The organism is Gudongella sp. QWL-04, from assembly GCF_058683975.1.
In genome coordinates this window covers 1,225,211-1,251,281 of the sequence record NZ_CM178754.1, presented here as the reverse complement: position 1 = coordinate 1,251,281, position 26,071 = coordinate 1,225,211, and the positions used below count along the sequence as shown (strand labels likewise).

Below are 26,071 nucleotides of genomic sequence, written 5' to 3'. Positions count from 1 at the left end.
AGGCCTTCTTTTTATTAGGTTGAGATTTAGCAAAAAAACAATATACATCATTAAATTCCTGATATAATATACTCAGAAATACTAATTTCAAGGAGGTTGCCATGGATAGGATAATAAACACTAGACCGACCTATGTAGAGGTAAACTTAGACAATCTGGTTCATAATTACACTGAAATTCGAAGGATCGTAAGAAAGGAAACGGAAATAATGCCTGTAATAAAGGCGAATGGCTATGGCCATGGGGCAGTTGAACTGGCTAAGCTATATACCACTCTGGGAGTTAATCGTTTAGCAGTATCTCTTTTAAACGAGGCGATCGAGCTTAGGAGAGCTGGAATAGATAAGCCAATACTGATACTAAACTTCACTCCTGATTATCAGATGATCGAGGTAGCCGCAAACGATCTTACTCAGGCGATCTACAGGTATGAGGATGCGGTAGCACTTTCAGAGGCGGCTGCAGAGATGGATAAGAATCTGAAGATCCACATAAAGTTGGATACGGGGATGAGCAGGATAGGATTTTTGCCATCAGAGGATTCTGTTGAAAATATCCTGAAAATCAGTCAGCTGCCAAATCTTGAGATCGAAGGTATATTTACCCATTTTGCGAAATCTGACGAAGCAGACAAAAGCTTCACCAGATTACAGTTCGACAGATTCATGAAGATGGTAGAAACGCTGGAGAATAAAGGGCTCATTATTCCTTTGAAGCATATATCAAATTCCTCAGCAATAATAGATCTGCCTGAATATAACCTTGACATAGTAAGGCCTGGAATAATCCTTTATGGCTACTATCCTTCTGACGAGGTCAAAAAGGAAAGAATAGATATCAAGCCTGCTATGACCCTTAGGACTATAATATCCAATATCAAAACACTGCCTGCCGAAACAGGCATAAGCTATAACCACGTTTACACCACACCTGCTGAAGCGAGGATAGCTACAGTTCCAATCGGGTACGCTGATGGTTATCCAAGGACGCTGACCGGCAAAGGTCAGGTTTTTGTGGCAGGGAAAAGAGTAACCATTAAGCCGAGGATCTGTATGGATCAGATGATGTTTGACGCTACTGGGCTTGGAGATGTCAAGATAGGTGACGAAGTGATCTACTTTGGTTATGGGAATAAAGATTGGCCTTCAGTTGATGAAGTTGCAAAGACCTTTGGAACTATCAACTATGAGATCATATGTATGATGGGAAGAAGACTTCCAAGAGTTTACCTTAAGGATGGCAGCGTATTTAAGACACTGGATTATCTTCTTGATTAATTAATTCCAATCAGTTGACACGGATTTTCTAATGAGGATATAATTGAACTGACCCTATATATCTTTGAGAAAAGTTGAAAGGGGGGGTTGACAAGAATGGACAAAAGAGACTCTGGTCTCCCTATGATTATAGAAAGCAACAAGGACCTCTTTGATAAGCTGGTAGCTTTGTGTAATTGCAACGAATACCACTGCAGCAAGTACAGGGAATTCATGAAGGCTTATCTTGACGTGTACCAGCTTAATGTTACCCTCGCTGAAATGGGCTTTGAGCAGGACATGTCTGACCTGGCAAGCTATGAGAGTACTTTGGAGTACGAAATCATATGATAGTTAAAAGAGGAGACATATATTACGCAGATCTAAGTCCCGTTATTGGCTCTGAGCAAGGTGGTGTAAGGCCGATTTTGGTAGTTCAGAATGACGTAGGCAACAAGTACAGCCCTACGATAATCGTCGCTGCCATCACCTCTCAGATCAATAAGGCCAGACTTCCTACCCACATTGAGATCACAGGACCTGATTTTGGGCTTCCCAAGGATTCAGTGGTACTTCTGGAGCAAATCAGAACAATAGACAAAAAGAGACTCAGAGAGAAAATAGGGAAATTTGACGAGGATATGATGAGAAAGGTCGATGAGGCTTTAAGGATAAGCATCGGTCTTGGCAATTACTGAAGATCCTCCTACATATCAGCGGTTGGCCGCTAAAAGGGCTTAAACGGCACAAAAAAATGAGCATTTCTGATGCTTATTTTTTTGTGCTGTAGTATAATGTAAGATGGTTAGTTATGTGGCTTGATCTTAATACTAAAATAAAGGGGAGTCCTTATGAAATTCAAAAAAACAACAGCAGCATTGGGGGTAGCTTTGGCACTGGCAGCTACAGGCATGGCTTATTCAGAGCCTGGAACTGAGTCGGATCCATTGATTTCACTTAGCTACCTTGAGGAAAAGCTGGATGAGTTGAAGGATTATGTCGATTCAAAGACAGGAAGCTCCGGGACACAGGATCCTTCCACACAATCAGACAACAGTCTGGTCGTAGTTGAGCTGTTTAACGGCCAGATGCTCATAGGAGATGCAGGCAGCGAAATAATACTTAGAAGCGGGTCTGCAACTGCCATCACAAGTGCTTCAGGCGGACTGTCAGATGTCACTTCGGGTACCGACATAGCAGAGGGGAAGCCTATACCTGCAAATCACCTTTTGATAATTCCCAGAAGCGACGGCAGGGGAATATTTGTTACCAAAAACAGCACCTTCGTTATGGTGCGAGGAGGCTATACCATTAGGTAAGCTACATATATTGGAGGATAGAATAATGAGAAATCGAATAACAGTAGTTGGTCTTGGCTATATTGGCCTCCCTACAGCTGCGGTGATGGCTGCTGCTGGAATGGAGGTACTTGGCTATGACCTAAACCCAAGAGTAGTAGAGGCGCTGAATAAGGGTGAAATAATAATCGAAGAGCCAGGTCTTGGAAAATTGGTAAAGGAAATGGTCGAGAAGGGGAGGCTTAAGGGGATATCCAGCCTCGAATCATCAGATGTATTCATAATTTCGGTACCTACTCCCATAAATAATGACAAGACCGCAGATATGAGTTTTGTAAGGTCAGCTGCAAAGGCTGTTGCCCAAGTGGTTGCTAGAGGAAATGCTGTCGTACTTGAATCCACATCACCACCTGGAGCTACAGAGGAGATCGTTGTTGAAGAACTGAAGGCCTCCGGACTTAAGGTAGGTGAAGAAATTTATGTGGCACATACTCCTGAGCGAGTTCTTCCAGGCAGGATACTAATAGAGCTGGTCGAAAACGACAGGATAATAGGCGGGATAAATAGTGAATCCACTGAGGTGGTAAAGGATATTTATCAACGTTTTGTTAAGGGGAACATATATATTACAGACTCCAGAACTGCAGAGATGTGCAAGCTTATGGAAAATACCTTTAGAGACGTAAATATAGCACTGGCAAATGAACTGGCAGTACTATCCGAAAAAATGGGGATAAATGCCTGGGAGGTAATAAAGCTGGCCAACAAACATCCCAGAGTAAATCTTCATATGCCAGGCCCTGGTGTTGGAGGTCATTGCATAGCTGTAGATCCATGGTTTGTAATCGAAGGCCAGCCAGAGGGCAGGCTGATAAGGCAGGCTAGGGAGAGAAACGACGGGATGCCGCTCTATGTTCTTGAGACGATAAAGAAGCTTACAGAAGGTATCGACACACCGAAGGTTTCAATTTTTGGAGTGACCTATAAGCCGGATGTGGACGATACCAGGGAGAGTCCGATCATGAAGCTGGTAGAGATGCTTGTTCGGGAGGGGAGCTATGAGGTAGCTATCCATGACCCACACGTCGATGATACAATTTTTAAGTATGGTGAGCTTAAAAAGCCAACGGCTCTTGAAGCAGCAGAGGGGGCTGATTTATTTGTGTTAGCTGTAAATCATTCAGAATACCTGAAGCTTGACTTCGAAGAAATAGGTCAGGTCATGAGAACAAAACAAGTCTACGATACGAGGAATTTCCTTGGAGGAGCAGGACTTGAAGCTTTGGGCTTTAGGGTAGTACTTTTAGGCAGGGGATAGAATGTATAGAGCTCTTATTATTGCAAATGAATTCCCTCCGATGGGAGGAGCAGGCGTCCAGAGAACGACCAAGTTCGTAAAATACCTAAGAGATTTTGACATCGAGCCTGTAGTTCTAACTAAAGTCCACCCTGGGGGTCTTACCGATGACACTCTTTTAAACGACATCCCTGCTGGAATCAGTATCCATCGCCTGAAAGCCTATGATACCGTAAACAGGAAAGGTATAATGAGGCTTCCGATGAAGTTCGTAGGTACCAGAATACTATCTCCAGATTCTGAGTATTTCTGGTATATATTCAACAGAAAAAGAGCCGAGAAAATCATAAGGGAAGAGCGTATAGACTGTATATATACAACCTCGTTTCCATACAGTTCACATCTTTTAGGTCTGCATCTTAAGAGGGTGTTTCCTGAAATTCCGTGGATATGTGACTTCAGAGACGAGTGGACCAATAATCCTTATCATCTTGACAGTATTTACAAGAAAATAAAGCTAAATATGGAGAAACGAAAGGAGTCTGAGGTTACCTCAAACTGCGACTTCTTCATAACAAACACGCCTTTGATGCTGCAGAGCTTCATTAATGACGACCCATCCCTTGAAGGTAGGTCAGTGTTCATTCCCAACGGGTATGACGAAGATGACTTCAAGGATGCGACAGACAAAAGAAACGGCGGCGACAGGTTTGTGGTAACCTACACCGGCTCGCTATATGGCAGACGGAATCTTGATGAGTTTATGGATGGCCTCAAGTCAGCTATAGAAATGGGTCAGATAAGGACTGATAAGCTTGAAATAAGGATCGTGGGGAATATCTATGAAAAGGTAGTAAACTCATATGCTGAGAAGTATGGCCTCAAGGATTCCATAAGATCCTACGGGTATCTTCCTCATAAGGAGAGTATCCAGATGCTGTTCAACTCAGACATTATTCTTTTGGTGATCGGGAAGGGAAAGGGATCGAGGAACTTTTACACTGGGAAGATCTTCGAGTATATAAGATCCAATAGACCTATACTGGGAATAGTTCCGATAGATGGGGTTGCAGCTGATGTTATCTATGAGACAGATACCGGGAAGGTAGTTGATCCAGAGGATATAGAAGGAGTCACAGCTGCCCTTTCAGAGCTTTATAAAGAATGGGCTGAAGGAAGTACGAACCATGACCCCAATTGGGCTGAAATAGAGAAATACAGCCGAAGAAGGCAGACTGAAATGCTTTCTGAGATATTTAAAAATATGATCAAAAAGGCAGCAGAGAGGAGTAGGAAATGAAAAGAAAATGGAATTGGATCGACACCCTGGTAATTGTCCTTATCGCAGCAGCAATTATTGTATTTTTCAATAGGGACAGAGTAGCAGGAGGAGTCGCACCAACAAATAGAAGGAGCATAATCTTTATAGTGGAGGCAAAGAAGCTGCCAAGGGATCTGGTCACGGAGCTTGATACAGGTGATCAGATTTTCTCACAGTACAAGCTGCAGAATGCATATATAACAGAGATAAATGTCAAACCCACATTAAAGTCATATGTCGCTGATGATGGAACAATGAGGACATATGAGGATGAGGAGGAAATGGTTCTTCAGGCTACGATCGATGCCGAAGTTGTATCAAGCGGACCATATCTGGATCTAGGCGGACAGGAAATCAAGGTAGGGCTCCAATTCATCCTTAAAACTATGGACGTCGAAGTGACGTCTGACATCAAGCATATCGAGGTGAAGCCATGAAGATTATAAATAAGGAAGGCAAAGTATTCAACAAGATCAACATCCTCGATCTACTTTTTGTGGCTGCTATTGCATTTCTAATATTTTTATCTGTTATAAAGATGATGGGCAAGGATCTTGACGATATAAGCTTGGATTCGCAGATAAGGACGATCGAGGTAGAAGTTTCAGTAGTTATGGACAAAGGCTATCTTGATACCATAAGAGTAGGCGACAGACTGGGTGAGACTAAGCAGTATCTGGATGCTTACGTGGAGAGCATTGAAATTGGGCCAATTATGGTCACAAATGTTGATTCTATGGGGAGTCCGATAGTTACTGAGGATCCTCTGAAGGAAAGTGCCAATGTAGTTTTCAAGGCAACTATTCCATTTGAAAACAGCAGCTATAAGCTTGGAAAGCAGGAGCTAAGACAAGGTAAGATAATATTTCTTGAGTCTGATTTTTACAGATATTTTGCACAAATCGAAAGTATTAAGGTTGTGAATTGATATGGACATTAAGAAAGGCATCCAGAGCAGCTTCCTTTTTTATCTTTTAGGAAGACTTGGATATGTAGCATCTAACAGCAGGATATTCAATATAAGCCTGAATCAGGGAAATAGACTTAAGGACTCTGAGAAGGGCAGCTGGATGGAGTCCAGTGCCTTTTACAGACTGATCAAGTGGATCGATTCTATTATTCAGAAGGTAGATAAATACCTGTTTAAGGCATTTTCTGAGAGCGCCATGATGAACTGGATCGTTGCTGACAGGAAAAAATCAGCAATAACCAAGGAGAAAACTGTGTTGTCCTCGAGCATCCTAGCAGGATCGATGGCTCGTACAGTTAAATCCTTTGGTTTTTCTGATTTACTTGCCGTATCTATAGGATTCTACATGGTGATCGACTACGTGGTCAGGAGACTTCCAGGGGTATCGGCTATGGGTTCAGTTTGGGATGAGCTCCTGCTTTTATTCGTTTTATTTTATGTAGTTCTAACAAGGATAAGAAGCGGTGGGAAAATTAGGTTCAACCTGACGCCCATGGATCTTCCAGTTTTGATCTATCTTATTCTAGGAATAAGTCATCTGTTTATAAGAGCTCTTGATCTGGGTGTTGCAATAGAAGGCTTCAGAGCAGTATTTCAGCATATACTGTGGTATTTTGCTGCAACACAGCTTGTCAGAGATGAGGATACTGCAGAGAAGGTAGTTGACGGAATGATCCTTATGGGACTTTTTCTTGGCCTACACGCAGTATATCAATATGTGATGAAGGTACCCATGCCAGGGAACTGGGTCGATACAGCTGAAAACATAACTACAAGAGCTTATTCCATAATCGGCAGCCCAAATATCCTTGGAGTTATATTTGTATTGCTCATAAATATCGCCATGGCAAGATCATTGTCATCTCAAAAATGGAAGCACAGAGTATATTATGGCGGATCAGCTCTTATAATGCTCGCGGGGCTATTGTTTACAATGTCCAGAGGTGCGTGGCTTGCCTTCGCATTCGGAGTTGGAATATTTACTCTAATCCTTGTTCCAAAGCTGATTGTTCCATTGGCAGGTGCGGGAGCAGGCTTCGTACTTTTTGGAGGAGCTTTGAGTGAAAGACTGCTGTATATGATGTCACCTGTTTATCTTATGAAGTCAGCAGCAGGCGGGAGGCTGTACAGATGGGCCATAGGATATGAGCTATGGACCAGAAACAAGTTATTTGGAGTAGGACTGGGGCGGTTCGGAGGAGCTGTTGCAATCAACAATAGGCTTGCTCCCTTTTACCTGGATAATTATTATCTGAAGACGTTGGTTGAAATGGGGATATATGGAGTCGCAGGCTTATTATTTGTTATAATATGCTTTGTTATCTCCTCTCTGAGGGCCATCGGAAACCAACATACTATCAAGGGAAGGATAATGACCATAGGGCTATTCTCTGGTGCAATGGGAGTTCTTGCGCAGAATTTTGTTGAGAATATCTTTGAGGTACCAGGAATGGTCGTCTATTTCTGGCTGACTGTGGCACTAATAAACGCCTATGGGAAATGGAGCACTGTGGAAGCAGAAGGAAGGGGAAATTGATTTGAAGGTTCTACATTTGATCAGCGGGGGAGATACCGGAGGAGCTAAAACTCACATAATATCTCTTCTTAAGGGTCTTAATAAAAGAATAGATGCCCGGATCATATGCTTCATTGAGGATACCTTTTATGAGGATGTTCTGGCAGCAGGTATACCGATCAAGGTATTCGAACAGAAAAGCCGATCAGATATGTCTGTCATAAGAAGACTTACTGAAGAAATCAACCAAGAAGGCTATGACATCATCCACTGTCATGGAGCAAGGGCAAATTTCATTGCCCAGTTCCTCAAGGGTAGAGTAAAGAAACCCTTCATGACGACTATACACAGCGATTATAAGCTGGACTTCAAGGACAACTTTTACAAAAGACTGGTATATACTACTTTAAATACGATTTCACTTAGGAGATTCGATTATTTTATTGCAGTTTCGGATAGCTTCAGGGAGATGCTAATTGATAGGGGATTCAAAAGAGACCGAATATTTGTAACCTACAACGGTATAGATATGGGTATTCCTGAGGAATACGTCTCGAAGGAGGATTTTCTGAAAAGATACGGGATAGAGGATCACGAACTCCCTGTAGTAGGAATACTTGCAAGACTGGATAAGGTAAAGGATCACCGGACATTTATTGAAGCTGCAAAACACGTCCTGAAAACCGTCGATGCTCACTTCCTGATTGCGGGGGAAGGCGCTGATGAAGAATCGTTGAAGACTCTTGTCAGTGAGCATGGCCTTGAGAACAGGATACATTTTATTGGATTTGTAAAGGACCCATATTCTTTCTTCAATGCTATAGATATAAACGTGCTTACATCTGTAAGCGAGAGTTTTCCATACGTCATTCTTGAGGGTGCTAGGATGAAGAAGCCGGTGGTCTCCACTGAAGTAGGCGGCATCGGAAGATTGGTGGATGATGGAATCAACGGATTTCTATGCCAGCCTGGAGATTGGAAAACCATCGGTGAAAGAATACTTTCTCTGATTGCAGATAAAGAGTTAGCCGGGACCATGGGTTATAAGCTTTATCAGTCAGCGGCTGAAAGGTTTTCCTATGATTCAATGGCCGAAGCTCACATAAAGACATATTCTAATATACTATCTAAGGGACCCAAAATTGTAATGTCAGGTTACTTTGGATTCGACAACAGCGGAGATGACGCCATACTTAAGGCAATAGTCAAGGATCTGATGGAGTATGATCCGGATGTAAGGATAAAGGTCCTCTCAAAAGATCCTAATAAAACCGAAAAGCTTTGCCCGGTAATTTCTGCCAACAGATTTAAGCTGAGAGAGGTAATAAATTCTGTTAAGGAATCAGATCTTGTTATAAGCGGTGGAGGGAGTCTCCTCCAGGATGTAACCTCCACAAGGTCTCTGCTTTACTATCTTACGCTTATGAAGCTTGCATTGATGTTAAGAAAACCTGTTATGATATATGCCAACGGTATTGGGCCAATCAATAAGGCACTTAATAGAAATCTTACCAGATGGATCCTTGATCGTGTGGATCTAATAACCCTTAGAGACAAGGGGTCTCTTGACTTTGTACGATCTATAGGAGTAAAAAATGAAAAGGTAATAGTTACTGCTGATCCTGTTTTCACATTGAATCCTTCTGAAAAAAGCAGGATCCATGATATTTTTAAGGCCGAGGGAATAGATTACTCCAAACCCTTGATGGGCATTTCTGTGAGAGGTTGGAGGAACGAGGAAGGTATAATCAATTCAGTTGCCGAGGGAACCAGGAGGTTTATTGATAGCAAATCTGTAGGAGTAGTCATGATTCCCATGCATTACCCTGAGGATCTTGGGATAAGCAAGAGGATCGAAGAACTCACAGGCTCAGATAATTGCTGGACTCTTAAGGGCAAGTACTCGGTAGAAGAAATCATGGGAGTAATCAGAGAAACCGAAATCATGGCTGCTATGCGGCTACATTCTCTCATTTACGCTGCTACCCAGGGGGTACCGATAGCAGGACTTGTATACGATCCAAAGGTAAAGGGCTTCCTGGACGAGCTTGATCTTGATCATTATTTAGATGTGGAAAGCATAACTGCTGGTGGCTTTTATGATCTGGTATCCAAGGTGTGGGAAGAGAAGGAATCCATCAGGAATTCTATAGACAGCCATAAGGAAAGATTGGAAAAGCTTGCTCTGGAGAATGTAAAGCTGGCATACAGCTTGATTGGAAGGTGATTGGATGAGAAGGCTTGAAATAATGGGTGTCGAGATCCTTGATACTACACTTGCAGAGATGGCAGCTGTTCTGGAGGAGGATCTGCAAAGGGGCAATAAGGTCAAGATCTTTACTCCAAACACTGAGATAGTAATGGCTGCAAGGAAAAGCACCAGGCTCAAGGATGAAGTAAACAAAGGTACCTACGTTATCCCGGATGGAATAGGTCTTCTTCACGGTGCTAGATTGAGAGGTTTGGAGATAAAAGAAAGAGTCACAGGGTATGATACATCTATGGAGCTGCTAAGAATAGCTAATGACAATGGGTACGGCCTTTTCCTTCTGGGGGGAAGAGAGGGAGTAGCAGAGGAAGCTGCTCTGAATATCAAGCGCGATTACCCGGGGATAAGGATAGCAGGTCATCACCATGGTTATTTTAAAGGCACTCACACAAACAGCCCTGGTATAGAGGAAGAGCGAGTACTAGATATGATTCGCAATTCCAAAGCTGACATTATCTTCGTCGGTTTTGGGTTCCCCAGACAGGAGATATGGATCAACTCTCATATGGACAAGCTGAGGGTAAAGGTTGCCATAGGAAATGGAGGAGTAATAGATATTCTTGCCGGAAGGGCAAAAAGAGCTCCTGAGATTTTTATAAGGCTGGGTTTAGAATGGCTATATAGACTCATCTCTGACCCATCCAGGATAAAACGGCAGATAGTGCTGCCTTTATTTTTAATTAGGGTGATACTCGAGAGAGATTCAATAAAAAAGCTTTAGTAAGAGGAGGACGATTTAATGAATATTGATCAGCGCAGTATAGACACCATAAGGATGCTATCGGCAGAGGCGGTAGAAAAAGCAAAATCAGGCCACCCGGGTATGCCCCTGGGGGCTGCACCAATGGCCTATACATTATGGTCCAGGGTAATGGATCACAATGGCAAGAATCCGTCATGGTTCAACCGTGACAGATTTGTACTTTCGGCAGGACACGGCTCGATGCTACTATATTCGATGCTGCATTTATTCGGCTATGGATTGGAAGTAGATGACCTTAAAAACTTCAGGCAACTTGAAAGCAAGACTCCTGGACATCCAGAATATGGTCATACAAAGGGAGTCGAGGCGACGACAGGGCCTCTTGGACAGGGCATTTCAACTGCTGTCGGGATGGCTATGGCTGAAGCTCACATGGCTGCAGTCTTCAATACTGAAGATATCAAGGTGATCGACCATTATACCTATGTTATAGCTGGAGATGGGGATCTTATGGAAGGTATAAGCAACGAAGCATCCTCATTGGCAGGAACGCTTGGCCTAGGGAAGCTTATTGTATTATACGATTCTAACTCAATTTCGATCGAGGGAAGCACAGATCTTGCTTTTACTGAAAAGGTAAGAGATCGTTATTCAGCACTTGGCTGGGACACTCATTATGTTGGAGACGGTACAAATATAGAAGCCATTGAAATGGCTATAAAAGAAGCCAGGATGGAAACCGGGAAGCCCTCCTTGATAGAGGTTAGAACTAATATCGGGTATGGGACTGAAAAACAGGATTCAGCTTCTGCCCATGGTGAACCGCTTGGATCTCATAACCTTGAAGTATTGCGAAAGAATCTGGGCTGGGAGCTTGAGCCTTTCAAGGTGCCAGATGAGGTCAGAGAGCATATGGATGCGCTGATCGATAAAGGAATGAACAAGGAGAAGGCTTGGAACGACCTCCTTCACAGCTATTCAGAAAAGTACCCAGACAAGGCTAGGGAACTGGATATATGGCTTGCTGGTGAAGTTCCGGATGATTATCTTGAATCTGATGAATTTTGGAGCTTTGATAAGGGAATATCAACCAGAGAAGCTTCTGGTATATTAATAAACAGACTTGCAGAAAGACTACCCAGCTTGTTTGGAGGCTCAGCGGATCTTGCGCCTTCAAATAAGACTAATATGAAGAGTAGATCTGCATTCTCGAAAGAGCATTACTCAGGCTCAAATATCCACTTTGGAGTTAGGGAGCATGCAATGGGTGCAATACTAAATGGGCTTGCACTACATGGAGGTGTAAAACCATACGGTGGTACCTTCTTCATATTTACGGACTATATGAAGCCTGCAATGAGGTTGTCCTCACTAATGGAGATTCCAGTGACCTATGTTCTGACCCACGACAGTATCGGCGTTGGAGAGGACGGACCAACACATCAGCCAATCGAGCAAATGGCTGTTTTCAGGGCTCAGCCAAACTTTATCGCATTTAGACCTGCTGATGCCAGGGAAACAGCTGCTGGCTGGTATCTGGCTATGACGACAAAGAACACACCTGTCGGCTTGGTTTTGACAAGACAAAATCTACCTCTTCTGGAAGGAACAGGAAAGGATGCACTTAAGGGTGGCTATGTTCTGAAGAAAGAAAAAGGAGAGCTTAGGCTCATATTGATGGCAACTGGGTCCGAAACTGAACTGGCTGTGAGGGCTTCCGACGAGCTTGAAAAGGAAGGAATAGGCACAAGAGTCGTAAGTATGCCTTCTTGGGAGTTGTTTGACCAGCAGCCGGAGGCCTACAGAAATGATGTCCTTCCAAATAATGTTAGGGCAAGAATTGCAATTGAGGCAGCTACATCTATGGGATGGCATAAGTATACTGGAATAGATGGAGCAATAATCTCACTGGATACCTTCGGAGGCTCTGCCCCTGGTGAACAGCTTTTTGAGAAATTTGGATTTACAGTTGATAATGTTGTAAACGAGTCCAGGAAGCTTTTAAAATAGACACATCATGGGATCTGGCAGCAGATCCCTTTTTGTATTTTTCAAAGCTTGGTAAATCATATGCTGCTCAAAGGTTTGAAAAAAACGATTGCATAAGTTATTTTACCATGGTAAAATAAGAATTAATAATATTAAATAAACAGGAGGTTTTAACTATGAAAAACCGTCGTTTAGTAATGATACCTGGTCCAACACCTGTTGTAAGGTCTATCCAGGATCAAATGGGAAGAGAAACAGTCGCCTTTGGAGATCCAGGCTTCGTAAAGGATTTTAAAGAGCTGCTTGTCGACCTTAAGGAGCTTTGGAAATCCACCGGAGAGGTATTCGTCGTGGCTGGAACAGGAACCATGGCGATGGAGATGGCAATCTCCAATACTCTGAAGTCAGGAGATAATCTGCTTATCATATCACATGGCTTCTTTGGTGACAGATTCGTAGAGCTTGCTGAGAGAAAGGGAATAGTTGTAGATATAATTAAAGCCGAATGGGGCAAGATTATACCAGTTGAGGAAATTGAGAAGAAGCTTTCTGAGAAGAAGTATCAGGCTCTTACTGTAACTCATGTTGATACTTCTACAGGAGTGTGTGCTCCAGTTGCTCAAGTCGGTGAGATGATGAAGAAATTCCCAGAAACTATTTACATTGTAGACGGAGTATGTGCTACAGCAGGTGAAAGGGAATACGTCGATGAAATGAACATAGACGTACTTCTTACGGGATCTCAAAAGGCTTTTGGAGTTGCACCTGGACTTGAAATGGTTTGGGCAAGTCAAAAGGCTCTGGCCAGGAGAAAAGAAATTGGCACAATTCCTGAGTACTATATAGACTTCGAAAAATGGCTGCCGATAATGCATGATACTTCAAAATACTATGCAACTCCTGCGGTCAACTTGATATGGGCACTTAAGGAATCGGTAAGACTTATTAAAGAAGAGGGAATAGAAGCAAGATATGACAGACACATAAAGGTTGGAAGAGCCATGCAGTCAGCTCTTGAAGCTATGGGCTTCGGGATTCTTGCAGATAAGGACCACAGAGCGGTTACTCTCTCAAACGTACTTTATCCTGAAGGCGTAGACGATATGAAGTTCAGAACTATTCTGGCTGAGGAAGGCGCTCAGGTTGCAGGCGGACTTGCAGCCTATGCTGGAAAGATGTTCAGGATAGGTCATATGGGAAATGTAGATATGCACGATCTGGTGGGAGCTATTTCAGCCATCGAGAGAACCCTTTACAGAATGGGGATCGACGTTCTTGGCAAGGGAGTAGCAACACTTCAGAAGGAGCTTTTGAAATAACAATTAATAGAAATAACAAAGAATGCAGTCCGGCCGGACTGCATTCTTTGTTATTTAAAATCAATCATAAAAGCCTTCATCACAGGGCAGCAGGCCCTTCTCGGATATTATCATCTCAACAGGAAGGTCGAAGCTTTCTCTTGGGACCTGGTCGAGGATTTGAAGACTGAAACCAATAGCAATTCTTTTAGCGTCCTTTCTTGTCCTGGTAAGGAATCTGTCGTAAAATCCACCGCCATAACCAACTCTGTATCCATGGTGGTCAAAGGCCACTCCCGGTACAAGAATTACGTCTATTTCGTCAGGCTCTATAGGCCTAACAAACTCCGCCTTTGGGGTAAGGATATTAAAATATCCTGGTTCGAGCTCATCCATGGAGGTTATGAGAGAAGGTATAAGCTCCTTGGTTTCATGGACAGCTATAGGGACTACGAGTCTCTTACCATCCGCCAGAGCCTTGTTAATAATCATCGATGTGTCCATCTCGCTTCCAAAGCTTACGAAGCACATGATAGTCTTTGCATTCTTATAATAGGTCGTAGATGCAACTAGCTCCATTATTCTTTCGCTGTATGCCTCATACAATTCAGGGCTAAGCTTTGCTCTTTCCTTAAGCACGGCTCTCCGGACTTCTTTTTTATTCATATTAATCACCTCAAGTGGTTTATTTATGCCCCGTTTTCATATATAATAATATATTATTGGCGAAATGCAAAGAAAAAATTGAAATGTACCTATTTGTGGAAACTGAGGTGAAAAATTGATCAAGTTTGTAAATATATCAAAGGAATACAAAAATGGCGTCACCGCGCTTTATGATATAAATGTTGAGATCAATAAGGGTGAGTTTGTATTTTTGGTAGGCTCCAGCGGGGCAGGCAAGTCTACTCTCATAAAAATCCTCTTGAAGGAAGAGGGAATATCAAGAGGCAAGCTATATCTTAACGGCATGGATATTACAAGAGTACCGAACCGAAGAATACCCTACATCCGAAGACAGGTGGGTGTGGTATTTCAGGATTTCAGATTGCTTCCCAACAAAACCGTTTATGAAAACGTTGCATTTGCAATGGAGATAGTAGGTGCCAGACCAAGAGATATAAGAAGAAGAGTGCCGCTAATACTCAGCATGGTCGATCTCAGTAAAAAAGCAAACAGCTTTCCTGACCAGCTTTCAGGGGGAGAACAGCAGAGAGTTTCAATTGCAAGGGCAATAATCAACAACCCTCCTGTTCTTATAGCAGATGAACCCACAGGAAACCTTGACCCTGAAACTGCATGGGAAATAATGAAGGTCTTGACGGATATCAACAATAGGGGAACTACAATCGTTATGGCTACTCATGCAAGGGACATCGTAAACCTTATGAAGAAAAGAGTAGTAGCTCTTGAGGATGGAAGACTCATAAGAGATGAACAGAAGGGTGGTTATAGCAATGAAATTCCGACTATTTAAGAACATTGTAAGGCAGGGATTTCAGAGCATGTGGCGTAACCGTGGGATGGGACTTGCTTCTGTGACTAGTATCTCTGCCGTGCTCATGATACTGGGCGTAGTTCTGATACTTATATTAAGCATTAATAATGTCGTACTGGATACTAAGCTGAAGTTTGATGAAATAGAGGTGTTCCTGGAGGATGACCTTGGTTCCGGTGCCCTGGATGCCATTGAAGCTGAGGTCATGGATTACCCAGGAGTTCTTTCCATAATGTTCAGGTCGAAGGAACAGGCTCTGGAAATAATGAAGGAAGAATGGGCTGAAGAAGCATATCTTCTGGAAGGCTTGGAAGAGAATCCTCTGCCCGACTCGTATATTATCAAGGTGAATGATATAGAGTTAGCTGAAAATTTAGTAAATGCAGTCAAAACACTTGACGGCGTTGAAGAAGTAAAATATTATAAAGATGTAATAGATAAACTACTTGTTTTTGCCGGATACATCCGCATAGGCGGGATCGTTATCATCGGCATATTGGTGTTTGTATCGGTTTTCATAATATCCAACACAATAAAGATAACCGTGGCTTCCAGAAGAAGAGAAATCAATATAATGAAGTATGTAGGAGCAACAAACGACTACATCAGAGGCCCATTCATCATTGAAGGAGTGCTTTTCGGACTTCTTGGAGCATTGCTTTCAATTGCGGTGGTTTATTTTGGATACGAATACCTGTATAAATCAATGAACGAAAAGCTGTACAATTTATTCACCTTCTATTTAGTAGACCCTAAAATGATATTTGCCGATATTGCTATAATATTTGGCACAATAGGCTCAGGGATCGGAGCTCTTGGTAGTCTCCTGTCTCTAAAACGATATTTGAACGTTTAGGAGGGTTGTGCGTGAACAAGAAAAGACTACTTACACTCATAATAGCAATTGCTTTAGTTTTTACATCAGTCATGCAGGCCAATGGAGAAACCGTAGAGGAGCTTAAGAAGAAGCAGGAGAAGATCCAGCAGGAGATCGAGGAGACTAAAAAAGAAATCGCAGCAATGCAAAAGGAAACCAAGAACCTTGACAATCAAATCAAGGAGCTTGATTTAAGGGTTTCCAGTGCTGTGTCTGAGCTGACAAGTGTTGAAAATGAGCTTCAGATACTTAACTCAGAGATAGAAAGCACCATGGAAATTCTTAAAGAAGCAGAGATCAATATTGAGGAGCGTACAGAAACCTTCAATCAAAGACTAAGAGTAATGTACAAGAATGGTAATGCAGGTTATTTGGAGGTGCTTCTCTCATCAGCCAATATTAAAGACTTCCTCTCCAGACAGGAGATGATACAGTCTATTGCAGATTATGACAAAGATTTGATTAGGTACATGAAGGAACAGAGAGATATAATAGAGGACAAGAAGGTTGAACTGGAGGCACAGAGAGCATCTGTGGAAACAACCAAGGCAAAGCTCGAGGATAGGAAAAGAAGCCTCGAAAGAGCCAGCAGGGACAAAGAACTATTGATGGCTGATATTGCTCTCGACATCAAGGCATTCGAAAAGGAATACGATAAACTAAATGATTTTGCCAAGGAGATAGAATCCCAGATAGTTAAGCTTCAAAAGAATACCGGACCTTATTCAGGAGGCAAAATGGCATGGCCTGTACCTGGACATTCGCGGATTAGCTCTCCCTATGGATATAGGATCCACCCGATTTTTAAGGTCAAAAAACTTCACACCGGTATAGATATACCTGCACCAACTGGTACTGCTATAACTGCAGCAGCCGCAGGTACAGTGATCTACAGCGACTGGCTTGGCGGTTATGGGAAGGTAATAATGCTCGACCATGGCGGTGGGATAGTAACACTTTATGCTCATAATTCTGCGTTAGTTGTTTCTGAAGGCCAGAGCGTAAAAAGAGGAGATACAGTGTCTAAAGCTGGAAGTACTGGCAATTCAACAGGTCCGCATCTCCACTTTGAAGTACGTAAGGAAGGAGCCTACGTGGATCCTTTGCCCTGGTTGAATGGAAGCTTATGATTTGAGCTTTGGAACTATTCTTGAAAATGATAAAGAGGAGAGCGATCTCCTCTTTTTTGATGATTGCAGTTGAAATAAATGTTATAATAACCGAGAGACCGAAAATTGTATAGAGCCGGGGTGTAAAAATGACTAAGAGAAAAATGATAGTAGTATTTTTGATATTGCTAATAGTGACAAATGCAATTGCTTTTGGACTGGGAAGCTTCACAACTCTTCAGTTAGGTAGCAGGATAATGGTATCAAAGACTGATTATGAGGTATTAAAGAAGCTTCAGCAGGACAATGAGAAGCTGGTTACCGTTAGGAAGGTTATAGACGAGCTTTACCTTAGAGAAGTCGATGATGAAGCGCTGCGCGAGGGACAGATCAGAGGAATGGTGGCAGCTTTGGAAGATCCCTATTCAGTATATATGTCTAAAAGCGAGTATGAAGAGTTCAACATGGAAACAGAGGGCGAGTATGGAGGCATAGGTATAATCGTTACCCCCGGAGACGACAATCTTATAACAGTCGTTTCCCCAATAGAGGATACTCCGGGTGAGCGAGCCGGTATAAAGACCGGGGACAAGATAATAAGGGTGGAGGGTGTTGATTATTTTGCTGAGAACATGGATGAGGCGGTAAGCAAAATGAGAGGAGAGCCCAATACAGAAGTAACAATAACTATATTTAGAAGTAATAATGGAGAAAGCGAAACCTTTGATGTAACTATAACAAGAGAGATAATAAAGCTGATAAGCGTTAAGTCGGAACTGCTTGAAGGAGATATTGGATATATCAGACTGACCTCTTTTGACGTACCGACAGCAAGTGATTTCCTTAATCACCTTAGCAGACTTAAAATGCAGGGAATAAAGGGTATTATTATCGACCTCAGAAATAATCCAGGAGGTCTTATGAACGTCAGTACAGATATAGCTGATGAGCTTTTGGGTAAAGCCACTATTGTTTATACTGAGGACAAAGGCGGAAAGAAGGACTATATTTATTCAGATGATAAGCTTACTGATCTGCCCTTAGTTATACTTGTCAACGGAGGTAGTGCAAGTGCTTCTGAGATACTTGCAGGAGCGATCCAGGATAACGACAGAGGTATATTGGTCGGAACGACGACCTTTGGAAAGGGAGTCGTCCAAAGACTCAGAGATCTGCCAGATGGATCGGGAATAAAGCTTACAGTTTCTGAATATTTCACACCTGCAGATAAAAACATACATGGAATCGGTATAGAACCTGATATTACTGAGGAGCTGAACGAAGAAGCAGAGGGAATAGGAATTGATTATCTTGAACAAGACAATCAGCTTCAAAGAGCTATAGAAGAATTGCGGAAGATCATGTAAGACTAAAAGCACCCATTTGGGTGCTTTTTATTTCAAGTTCTCCAATTTTATAGCATAGATTATATCTGACATCTCAGACTTAAATGGAATCACCATATCAACGAATAAGGTCCTTGAATCCAGATTCAGATAAACCTTTTCACTTTGGGACCGCCCCAATGGAGCTTCAGTACCATCTTCGATATCAAGAAGTGAAAGACTGAAATCATTTCCTCCATTGATCCTCTCGATCAATAACAGCTTGTTATCCCCAACATATCTTATTGCAGCAAAGTTGCGCTGGATTCTATACGTTTCTTCGCCCTCTTTAGCGTCATATATAACCAATGCATTGGAGTTGCTTTTTTCATCGTGTTCCAGATATCCGATCCTATCCTCCCCAACTGTAATCAAGTGCCATCCCATTCCTATCAGCTGGAAGGAGCTGCCATCATAGGAGATGTGAAGTCTCCTGTTGGTGTTCTCACCATCCCTCTCAGCCACTGCGATGGTATCATTGCTCAAAGTAAGGTTGATTATTGGCATCTCAAAAGTATATGATGCATCAAGGTTATTATTGGAGACGTCATATTTCAGGATCCTGGTCCTGCCGGAAGCTGGTGTCTCTGATATATAAACCATATCACCTTCTCCCCAAACTGCCTTATTAGGGGTAAAATCACCTGGCAAGGCAACCTTTATGACCTTCATATCCTCAAGCTGTAATATATAAAGCATTGAGTGAGTACCATCATTCTCAATAAATGATATATTGTATCCATTATCGCTGAATTCTGCCGATTCGATACTGTGGTTGGTACCATACAGGAAGCTCTTCTTTCCCTGGTTGATATCATATAGCCAGAGACCTCCAGTAAAGCTGCCGCTTTTACCAGAAAGATCATTCACATAGATCATTCCATGATCCCGATCAAAACTGAGTACCCTGCCTTCATCAACAAGTGATGATATGAGACTTTTACTGGACATTACCAGCTGACCTGACCCTGAGTCCACCACAGCCTTGAGATTAATAAGCGGTACCTCTTTGCTGTCTCTATCGAATATATTCTCGTACACGATTTCCCATAACAGCTTATCGCCATCCTCAAAAAGCCTGACCTTAGGGCTTGTTGAACTGCTGATCTTCATGTCAGCCTTAAGTTTATTGAGTATGTCGACTATTCCATAGCTAACCTTTATTGGCATGTAATTTTTATTAACTATTGAAAAAGCAGCTCCTGCGGCTCGGGATGTATCGATATCTGTAAGGTGGACAGTAATTTGGGGTATAACCAATTCAGAGTTAGGATTATCCTGATTCACTAATATAATAGATATCTTACCGCCATCCATAGTGATTTCCTCAACCTGTACACCTGCACTCTTTAAAAGACCAGGATATACTACCAGCCTGGTTTCATTGTTCTTTTGTATAAGCTCGACCTTAGGTTCAGTATTTTGATATCCTTTTGTAAGGACTACCTGTTCTATTTCATAATCCAGGGATACCGGCTCCTGATCATCAGGTGATCGATCTACTGAATTCTTGATTTTGGAGCAGCCGGTAACAAGGACGGCAAAAGCCAAAATAAGTATTGCCAGAGTATTGCGCTTCATCGCAGTTATCGCCTCCTCCAATAATTTTACCTTAAGCGCAGGGATTCCACAAGTTTATAATTTCTGTGGATTTTTGAAATTGGTTGGTATACTATAATAATAGAACATGTGTTCAAGGAGAGAGGGAGATAACATGGATCATTTTAAAATAGAGGCTGCCTATAAACCCACTGGAGACCAGCCTGAGGCAGTAAATGCCCTGGTGGACGGTCTTAAAAAGGGATTGAGAGACCAGGTCCTTATGGGGGTAACGGGTTCAGGGAAGACATTTACCATGGCAAACATCATAGAGCGCGTACAGCGACCTACCCTTGTGATTGCTCACAATAAAACCCTGGCTTACCAGCTTGCCAGTGAGTTCAGAGAGTACTTTCCAAACAGCGCCGTCGAATATTTTGTTAGCTATTATGACTATTATCAGCCTGAAGCCTATGTTCCTCAGACAGACACGTATATTGAAAAGGATTCATCCATAAATGACGAGATAGACAAGCTAAGACATTCAGCCACCATGGCGTTGTTTGAAAGAAGAGATGTCATAATAGTCGCCTCAGTATCCTGCATCTATGGACTGGGAGATCCTATAGACTATGAAAATCTGGTAGTTTCTCTCAGACCCGGTATGCAAAGAGACAGGGATGAAGTCATGAGAAGACTTGTTGATATACAATACATGAGGAATGATATAAACTTTGTACGAGGTACCTTCAGGGTAAGGGGAGATACTTTGGAAATATTCCCTGCTTCCTCAGCTGAAAATACGATCCGTGTGGAATTCTTTGGAGACGAGATCGAAAGGATATCAGAGGTAAACTATCTTACAGGTGAGGTCCTTGGTTATAGGACTCACGTCTCAATATTTCCAGCTTCCCATTTTGCCACAACCGACGAAAAGGTTCAAAGAGCTTTGATCTCGATTGAGCAGGAGCTGGAGGAAAGATTAAGAGACCTGAGGGATAGAGACAAACTGGTTGAAGCACAAAGATTGGAACAGAGAACCAGATATGACCTGGAGATGCTTAGAGAGATGGGGTTTTGCTCTGGGATCGAAAACTACTCAAGACATCTTAGCGATCGACAGGCAGGAAGCAGACCATATACACTAATTGATTACTTCCCGGAGGATTTTCTAGTTATAATAGACGAGTCCCACGTCTCCATACCCCAGATTAGGGGGATGTACGAAGGTGATAAATCCAGAAAAACAACTCTTGTTGAATATGGCTTCAGGCTTCCATCAGCTCTTGACAACAGACCTTTAAAGTTTGACGAGTTTGAAAAACTGGTAAAGCAAGTAATATACGTATCAGCTACTCCCGGTCCATATGAGCTTGAAAGAGCTCAGAACATGGTAGAGCAAATAATTCGTCCAACAGGTCTTCTGGATCCTGTCGTTGAGGTTAGACCCACGACTAATCAAATCGATGATCTACTAAATGAGATAAGACTGGTTGTGGCCAGGGAGGAAAGGATTCTCGTCACTACCCTGACCAAGAGAATGGCTGAGGACCTGACAGATTATTTAAAGGAGGTTGGAGTAAAGGTCACCTACCTTCATTCAGACATAGACACTATAGAAAGAATGGAGATAATAAGGGATCTGAGACTTGGAAAATATGACGTACTTGTTGGGATAAATCTTTTAAGGGAAGGCTTGGACCTTCCAGAGGTATCCCTTATAGCGATTCTGGATGCTGATAAAGAGGGATTCCTGAGAAGTGAGACCTCCCTTATACAAACCATAGGAAGAGCTGCCAGAAACATTCAGGGAAGAGTTATAATGTATGGGGATAAAATAACAGGCTCCATGGAAAGAGCTATATCTGAGACTAATCGTAGACGACAGATACAGCACGAGTATAATATTGAGAACAGTATAACTCCCAGATCAATAGTTAAGGGAGTGAGGAAAATCATCGAAGCAACCTTGGTTGCAGAGGATCAGCCAGAATATGAAGGTAATCTTGGAAGGGAAGAGATAGAAGCTATTATTTCTGGTTTGGAAGCTGCAATGCTTAAGGCTGCTGAAGCACTAGAATTTGAAAAAGCTGCAGATATAAGAGACAAGATCATAGAGCTCAGAAAGAACAACAAAGACTGAGGTGTAAAATGACGAAGGATAAAATTGTAATAAGGGGAGCGAAGGTCCACAATCTCAAGAATATTAACCTGGAGCTTCCAAGAGAGAAATTTATAGTATTTACAGGACTTAGCGGATCGGGCAAGTCCTCACTTGCATTTGATACGATCTATGCTGAGGGGCAGAGAAGATATGTGGAATCTCTTTCAAGCTATGCAAGACAGTTCCTAGGACAAATGGATAAGCCGGACGTTGAATATATCGAAGGTCTGTCACCATCCATCTCGATCGATCAAAAGACGACCTCGAGAAATCCTAGATCTACAGTTGGTACTGTAACAGAGATCTACGATTTTCTGCGTCTTCTTTACGCCAGGATCGGGATACCCTATTGTCATATCTGCGGCAAGGAGATAACCAGCCAGACAGTGGATCAAATGGTCGACAAGGTGATGACCTTACCTGAGAGGACGAGGATACAAGTCCTTGCGCCGGTCATAAGAGGCAAGAAGGGGGAACACGCCAAGCTGCTTGAGCAAATAAGAAAGGATGGATTCATGAGGCTCTTCGTGGATGGAGAGCTTAAGGAGATAGATTCAGATATTAAGCTGGATAAAAACAAAAAACACAATATCGAGGTAGTGGTCGATCGACTGATAGTCAGAGAGGGAATAGAGGGCAGGCTCTCTGACTCACTGGAAACTGCAATGAGTCTGGGTGAGGGACTGGTCATGGTGGACGTTATAGATGGAGAAATGCTGACCTTCAGTCAAAAGCTCTCATGCCCTGACTGCGGGGTCTCAATAGAGGAAATATCGCCAAGAATGTTTTCATTCAACAGTCCCTTCGGCATGTGTCCAACCTGCAATGGATTAGGTTTTCATAAGGAGATCGATAAAGATCTGGTACTACCTAACCTTAACCTAAGCGTAAATGCAGGGGGAGTTGCGCCCTTCAGCAACTCAGCAGAGGATACCTACTATTACCAGATATTCAAAACTCTTGCTGAGGATAATGGATATGATCTGGACAAACCACTTTCAGAAGCACCTCAAAAGTTCATAGAGGAGCTTCTTTATGGCACTAAAAGAAACATAAAATTCACCTTCCTAAGCCACTTCGATGATGAGGGAAGACGTGAATACACAGGTACATTCGAGGGGGTTATGAATAATCTGCAGAGAAGGTATTTGGAGACTCATTCTGACTATATGAGAAGCAAGATAGAGGAGTATATGGCTGAAAATCCATGCCCAGCATGCAAAGGCAAAAGACTTAAGGATGAGGTATTGGCAATCAGGATCAATGGGCTTAACATTACTGAAACCACGGAGCTTCCAGTTTCAAAATCACTTGAGTTTTTTGGCGGGTTGAAGCTCTCAGACAAGGAAAAGCACATAGCTGAACAGGTCCTGAAGGAAATAAAGGAAAGACTTCAATTCCTTATGGATGTTGGCCTTGATTACCTTACTCTGGCGAGGGCAGCAGGATCACTGTCAGGTGGTGAAAGTCAGAGGATTAGGTTAGCCACTCAGATAGGCTCAAGTCTTGTGGGCGTTGTCTACGTACTCGATGAGCCTAGCATAGGCCTGCACCAGAGAGATAATTCCATGCTTCTAAAAACCTTGAGAAACTTAACTGATATCGGCAATACCCTTATAGTAGTCGAACATGACGAGGATACTATGTATGCAGCAGATCAGATCGTAGATATCGGACCCGGAGCAGGTATCCACGGGGGATATATAGTTGCACAGGGAACAGTTGAAGATATCAAGAAAAATCCAAACTCCATAACCGGCAGCTATCTTTCCGGGAAGCTAAAGATCCCGGTGCCTGAGAAAAGAAAAGCAGTGAACGGGAAATGGATCGAGGTAAAGGGTGCAGCGGAAAATAATCTTAAGAATATAGACGTAAAAATCCCCATAGGTGTCATGACTTGTGTCACTGGAGTGTCAGGCTCCGGCAAAAGTTCTCTTATAAATCAAATACTTTATAAATCACTTGCCCACAGCTTAAATGGAGCTAGAGTAAGGCCCGGCGTTCACGACAGGATATTAGGTCTTGAGTATCTCGATAAGGTGATTGAGATCGACCAAAACCCAATAGGAAGAACTCCCAGATCGAATCCTGCAACCTATACCGGCTTATTCGATTTGATCCGGGATGTATTCGCTATGACCAATGAAGCTAAAATGAGGGGGTACAACAAAGGCCGATTCAGCTTTAACGTCAAGGGCGGAAGATGCGAAGCTTGTAAAGGAGATGGGATACTGAAGGTTGAGATGCACTTCCTTCCGGATGTGTACGTACCTTGCGAGGTCTGTAAGGGCAAACGATATAATCGGGAAACCCTGCAGGTAAAATATAAGGGGAAGACAATATCCGACGTTCTTGAAATGACAGTTGAGGAAGGACTTGAGTTTTTTCAAAACCTCCCAAGATTAAAAAGGAAACTCCAGACTCTTTATGACGTTGGGCTTGGATATATCAAGATCGGACAGCCATCAACCGAGTTGTCGGGAGGAGAGGCACAAAGAGTCAAGCTTGCAACAGAGCTCTCCAAAAAGGCAACAGGAAGGACTGTATATATACTTGATGAACCGACAACAGGCCTTCACACAGCTGATATCCATAAGCTTATAACTGTCCTAAATCAGCTTGTGGAAGGTGACAATACCGTGATCGTGATTGAACATAACCTTGATGTTATCAAGACAGCGGACTATGTTATCGACCTGGGTCCAGAGGGTGGAGACAGGGGAGGACAAGTAGTCATAACCGGTACGCCTGAGGAGGTAGCTGCTTTTCAGGACTCCTATACGGGCAGATTCCTGATGGAGGCTCTAAAGAAAGGATAGGTGAACAGAAGTGTGCGGAAGGTATGCCTTGGATGCTGATATTGATTTATTGATCGAGAGGTACAAGGCTATAATAGCTGAAAGAGAAGTATCAGGTAAAAGTGAGATATTTCCAACTGATTTTCAACCCATTATTACTGAGGAGGGCGGACGTAGGATCCAAATGGCCAAGTGGGGGTTTACGCCTCATTATGCGAAAAGGCCGCTGATCAATGCACGTGGAGAGACAGTCCATGAAAAACCGACCTTCAGGAGGTCCTTTCTGAGCGGAAGGTGTCTGGTTCCTGCGACAGCATTCTTTGAATGGGAAGAAAAGGACGGTAAGAAAATAAAAAGAAAGATCAGCGTGGAAGATGTTTCTATTTTTTCAATGGCTGGATTGTTTGAAGACTTCATTGATAAGGAAGGGAAAAAGTTCAGGGCCTATACTATCCTGACCACAGATGCCAACCCGAAAATGGCAAAGATACATGACAGGATGCCTGTCATCGTTTCACCAGAGGACGAAGAAAAATGGCTTGATCCCAATCAAATTGATGTTGAAAATCTGAAAAAAATAATTATTCCTTCAACGCTTCATTTAGTTATCGAATAAAATCAAAAAAAGTATTGCAATTGTTTAACTCCCGGAATATAATGATTAACAGATTAAATTTTACTGAAGGAGGTCTTAATCTTGATAGAAAAATATCTGATCAAGAGCCAACGGAAGTTTGGTTCAGTAGCTGTGGACAAGACTTCCAAAGGTCACAGGAGTTCCTCA

22 protein-coding genes are annotated in these 26,071 nt (G+C 42.6%); 20 read left to right on the top strand and 2 right to left on the bottom strand.

Translation table 11 applies throughout. The features are described 5' to 3' along the window. Positions 1–101 precede the first annotated feature (101 nt). From alr to AC4PHB_RS06290, 13 genes are all read left to right on the top strand, one after another. Entirely contained in the window at positions 102–1,277 is a 1,176-nt protein-coding gene (alr, locus tag AC4PHB_RS06350; RefSeq protein ID WP_492135613.1) for an alanine racemase, read from the top strand. Positions 1,278–1,373: 96 nt separating this feature from the next. Then, entirely contained in the window at positions 1,374–1,607 is a 234-nt protein-coding gene (locus AC4PHB_RS06345; protein ID WP_492135612.1) for a hypothetical protein, read from the top strand. After that, positions 1,604–1,954, top strand: coding sequence for a type II toxin-antitoxin system PemK/MazF family toxin (locus AC4PHB_RS06340; RefSeq protein ID WP_128425576.1), 351 nt, complete (start codon positions 1,604–1,606; stop codon positions 1,952–1,954). The genes AC4PHB_RS06345 and AC4PHB_RS06340 overlap by 4 nt, the downstream gene beginning before the upstream one ends. Before the next feature lie 153 nt (positions 1,955–2,107). Continuing rightward, positions 2,108–2,575: a hypothetical protein gene (locus tag AC4PHB_RS06335; protein ID WP_492135611.1), complete on the top strand. Its 468-nt coding sequence runs from the start codon at positions 2,108–2,110 to the stop codon at positions 2,573–2,575. A 25-nt stretch (positions 2,576–2,600) separates the two neighbouring features. Continuing rightward, positions 2,601–3,872 (top strand): nucleotide sugar dehydrogenase, encoded by a 1,272-nt coding sequence (locus tag AC4PHB_RS06330; protein WP_492135610.1) that lies wholly within the window; start codon positions 2,601–2,603, stop codon positions 3,870–3,872. A 1-nt stretch (position 3,873) separates the two neighbouring features. Continuing rightward, positions 3,874–5,151 (top strand): glycosyltransferase family 4 protein, encoded by a 1,278-nt coding sequence (locus AC4PHB_RS06325; RefSeq protein ID WP_492135609.1) that lies wholly within the window; start codon positions 3,874–3,876, stop codon positions 5,149–5,151. Then, positions 5,148–5,609 carry a DUF4330 domain-containing protein gene (locus AC4PHB_RS06320; protein WP_492135608.1) on the top strand — a complete coding sequence of 154 codons (462 nt, stop codon included), beginning with the start codon at positions 5,148–5,150 and terminating at the stop codon, positions 5,607–5,609. The genes AC4PHB_RS06325 and AC4PHB_RS06320 overlap by 4 nt, the downstream gene beginning before the upstream one ends. Further along, a complete protein-coding gene (locus tag AC4PHB_RS06315) occupies positions 5,606–6,100 on the top strand; it encodes a DUF4330 domain-containing protein (protein ID WP_492135607.1) in 495 nt (164 codons plus the stop codon). Before AC4PHB_RS06320 ends, AC4PHB_RS06315 begins: the two co-directional genes overlap by 4 nt. 1 nt (position 6,101) lies before the next feature. Then, positions 6,102–7,679, top strand: coding sequence for an O-antigen ligase family protein (locus AC4PHB_RS06310; protein WP_492135606.1), 1,578 nt, complete (start codon positions 6,102–6,104; stop codon positions 7,677–7,679). Further along, on the top strand, positions 7,636–9,885 hold the full coding sequence (gene csaB / locus AC4PHB_RS06305) for a polysaccharide pyruvyl transferase CsaB (protein ID WP_492135605.1): 2,250 nt from the start codon (positions 7,636–7,638) through the stop codon (positions 9,883–9,885). Before AC4PHB_RS06310 ends, csaB begins: the two co-directional genes overlap by 44 nt. A gap of 4 nt (positions 9,886–9,889) precedes the next feature. After that, the gene (locus AC4PHB_RS06300; RefSeq protein WP_492135604.1) at positions 9,890–10,648 is read left to right on the top strand and encodes a WecB/TagA/CpsF family glycosyltransferase; all 759 of its coding nucleotides are present in this window, start codon (positions 9,890–9,892) and stop codon (positions 10,646–10,648) included. Positions 10,649–10,666: 18 nt separating this feature from the next. Beyond that, complete coding sequence (gene tkt / locus AC4PHB_RS06295) at positions 10,667–12,640, top strand: transketolase (protein WP_492135603.1); 1,974 nt, start codon at positions 10,667–10,669, stop codon at positions 12,638–12,640. Positions 12,641–12,795: 155 nt separating this feature from the next. Continuing rightward, positions 12,796–13,938 carry a pyridoxal-phosphate-dependent aminotransferase family protein gene (locus AC4PHB_RS06290; protein WP_492135602.1) on the top strand — a complete coding sequence of 381 codons (1,143 nt, stop codon included), beginning with the start codon at positions 12,796–12,798 and terminating at the stop codon, positions 13,936–13,938. A gap of 60 nt (positions 13,939–13,998) precedes the next feature. Here AC4PHB_RS06290 and AC4PHB_RS06285 read toward each other — a convergent pair whose 3' ends face one another. Next, complete coding sequence (locus AC4PHB_RS06285; protein WP_492135601.1) at positions 13,999–14,583, bottom strand: 5-formyltetrahydrofolate cyclo-ligase; 585 nt, start codon at positions 14,581–14,583, stop codon at positions 13,999–14,001. Between the two features lie 115 nt (positions 14,584–14,698). On the opposite strand from AC4PHB_RS06285, the gene ftsE reads away from it, so the two are divergent. From ftsE to AC4PHB_RS06265, 4 genes are all read left to right on the top strand, one after another. Further along, positions 14,699–15,394: a cell division ATP-binding protein FtsE gene (gene ftsE / locus AC4PHB_RS06280; protein ID WP_492135600.1), complete on the top strand. Its 696-nt coding sequence runs from the start codon at positions 14,699–14,701 to the stop codon at positions 15,392–15,394. Then, positions 15,375–16,271 (top strand): permease-like cell division protein FtsX, encoded by an 897-nt coding sequence (gene ftsX, locus AC4PHB_RS06275; protein ID WP_492135599.1) that lies wholly within the window; start codon positions 15,375–15,377, stop codon positions 16,269–16,271. The genes ftsE and ftsX overlap by 20 nt, the downstream gene beginning before the upstream one ends. Before the next feature lie 11 nt (positions 16,272–16,282). Further along, a complete protein-coding gene (locus AC4PHB_RS06270) occupies positions 16,283–17,422 on the top strand; it encodes a murein hydrolase activator EnvC family protein (RefSeq protein WP_492135598.1) in 1,140 nt (379 codons plus the stop codon). A gap of 128 nt (positions 17,423–17,550) precedes the next feature. Next, a complete protein-coding gene (locus AC4PHB_RS06265) occupies positions 17,551–18,768 on the top strand; it encodes a S41 family peptidase (RefSeq protein WP_492135597.1) in 1,218 nt (405 codons plus the stop codon). Positions 18,769–18,795: 27 nt separating this feature from the next. On the opposite strand, the gene AC4PHB_RS06260 is transcribed toward AC4PHB_RS06265, so the two are convergent. After that, a complete protein-coding gene (locus AC4PHB_RS06260) occupies positions 18,796–20,367 on the bottom strand; it encodes a hypothetical protein (protein WP_492135596.1) in 1,572 nt (523 codons plus the stop codon). 133 nt (positions 20,368–20,500) lie between these two features. Between AC4PHB_RS06260 and uvrB the strand changes: the two genes are divergently transcribed. Genes uvrB through AC4PHB_RS06245 form a run of 3 tightly spaced genes read left to right on the top strand, consistent with a single transcriptional unit; the run spans position 20,501 to position 25,903 of the window. Continuing rightward, positions 20,501–22,468 (top strand): excinuclease ABC subunit UvrB, encoded by a 1,968-nt coding sequence (uvrB, locus tag AC4PHB_RS06255; protein ID WP_492135595.1) that lies wholly within the window; start codon positions 20,501–20,503, stop codon positions 22,466–22,468. A gap of 8 nt (positions 22,469–22,476) precedes the next feature. Continuing rightward, on the top strand, positions 22,477–25,308 hold the full coding sequence (gene uvrA, locus AC4PHB_RS06250) for an excinuclease ABC subunit UvrA (RefSeq protein ID WP_492135594.1): 2,832 nt from the start codon (positions 22,477–22,479) through the stop codon (positions 25,306–25,308). A 28-nt stretch (positions 25,309–25,336) separates the two neighbouring features. After that, the gene (locus AC4PHB_RS06245; RefSeq protein ID WP_492135593.1) at positions 25,337–25,903 is read left to right on the top strand and encodes an SOS response-associated peptidase; all 567 of its coding nucleotides are present in this window, start codon (positions 25,337–25,339) and stop codon (positions 25,901–25,903) included. Positions 25,904–26,071 lie beyond the last annotated feature (168 nt).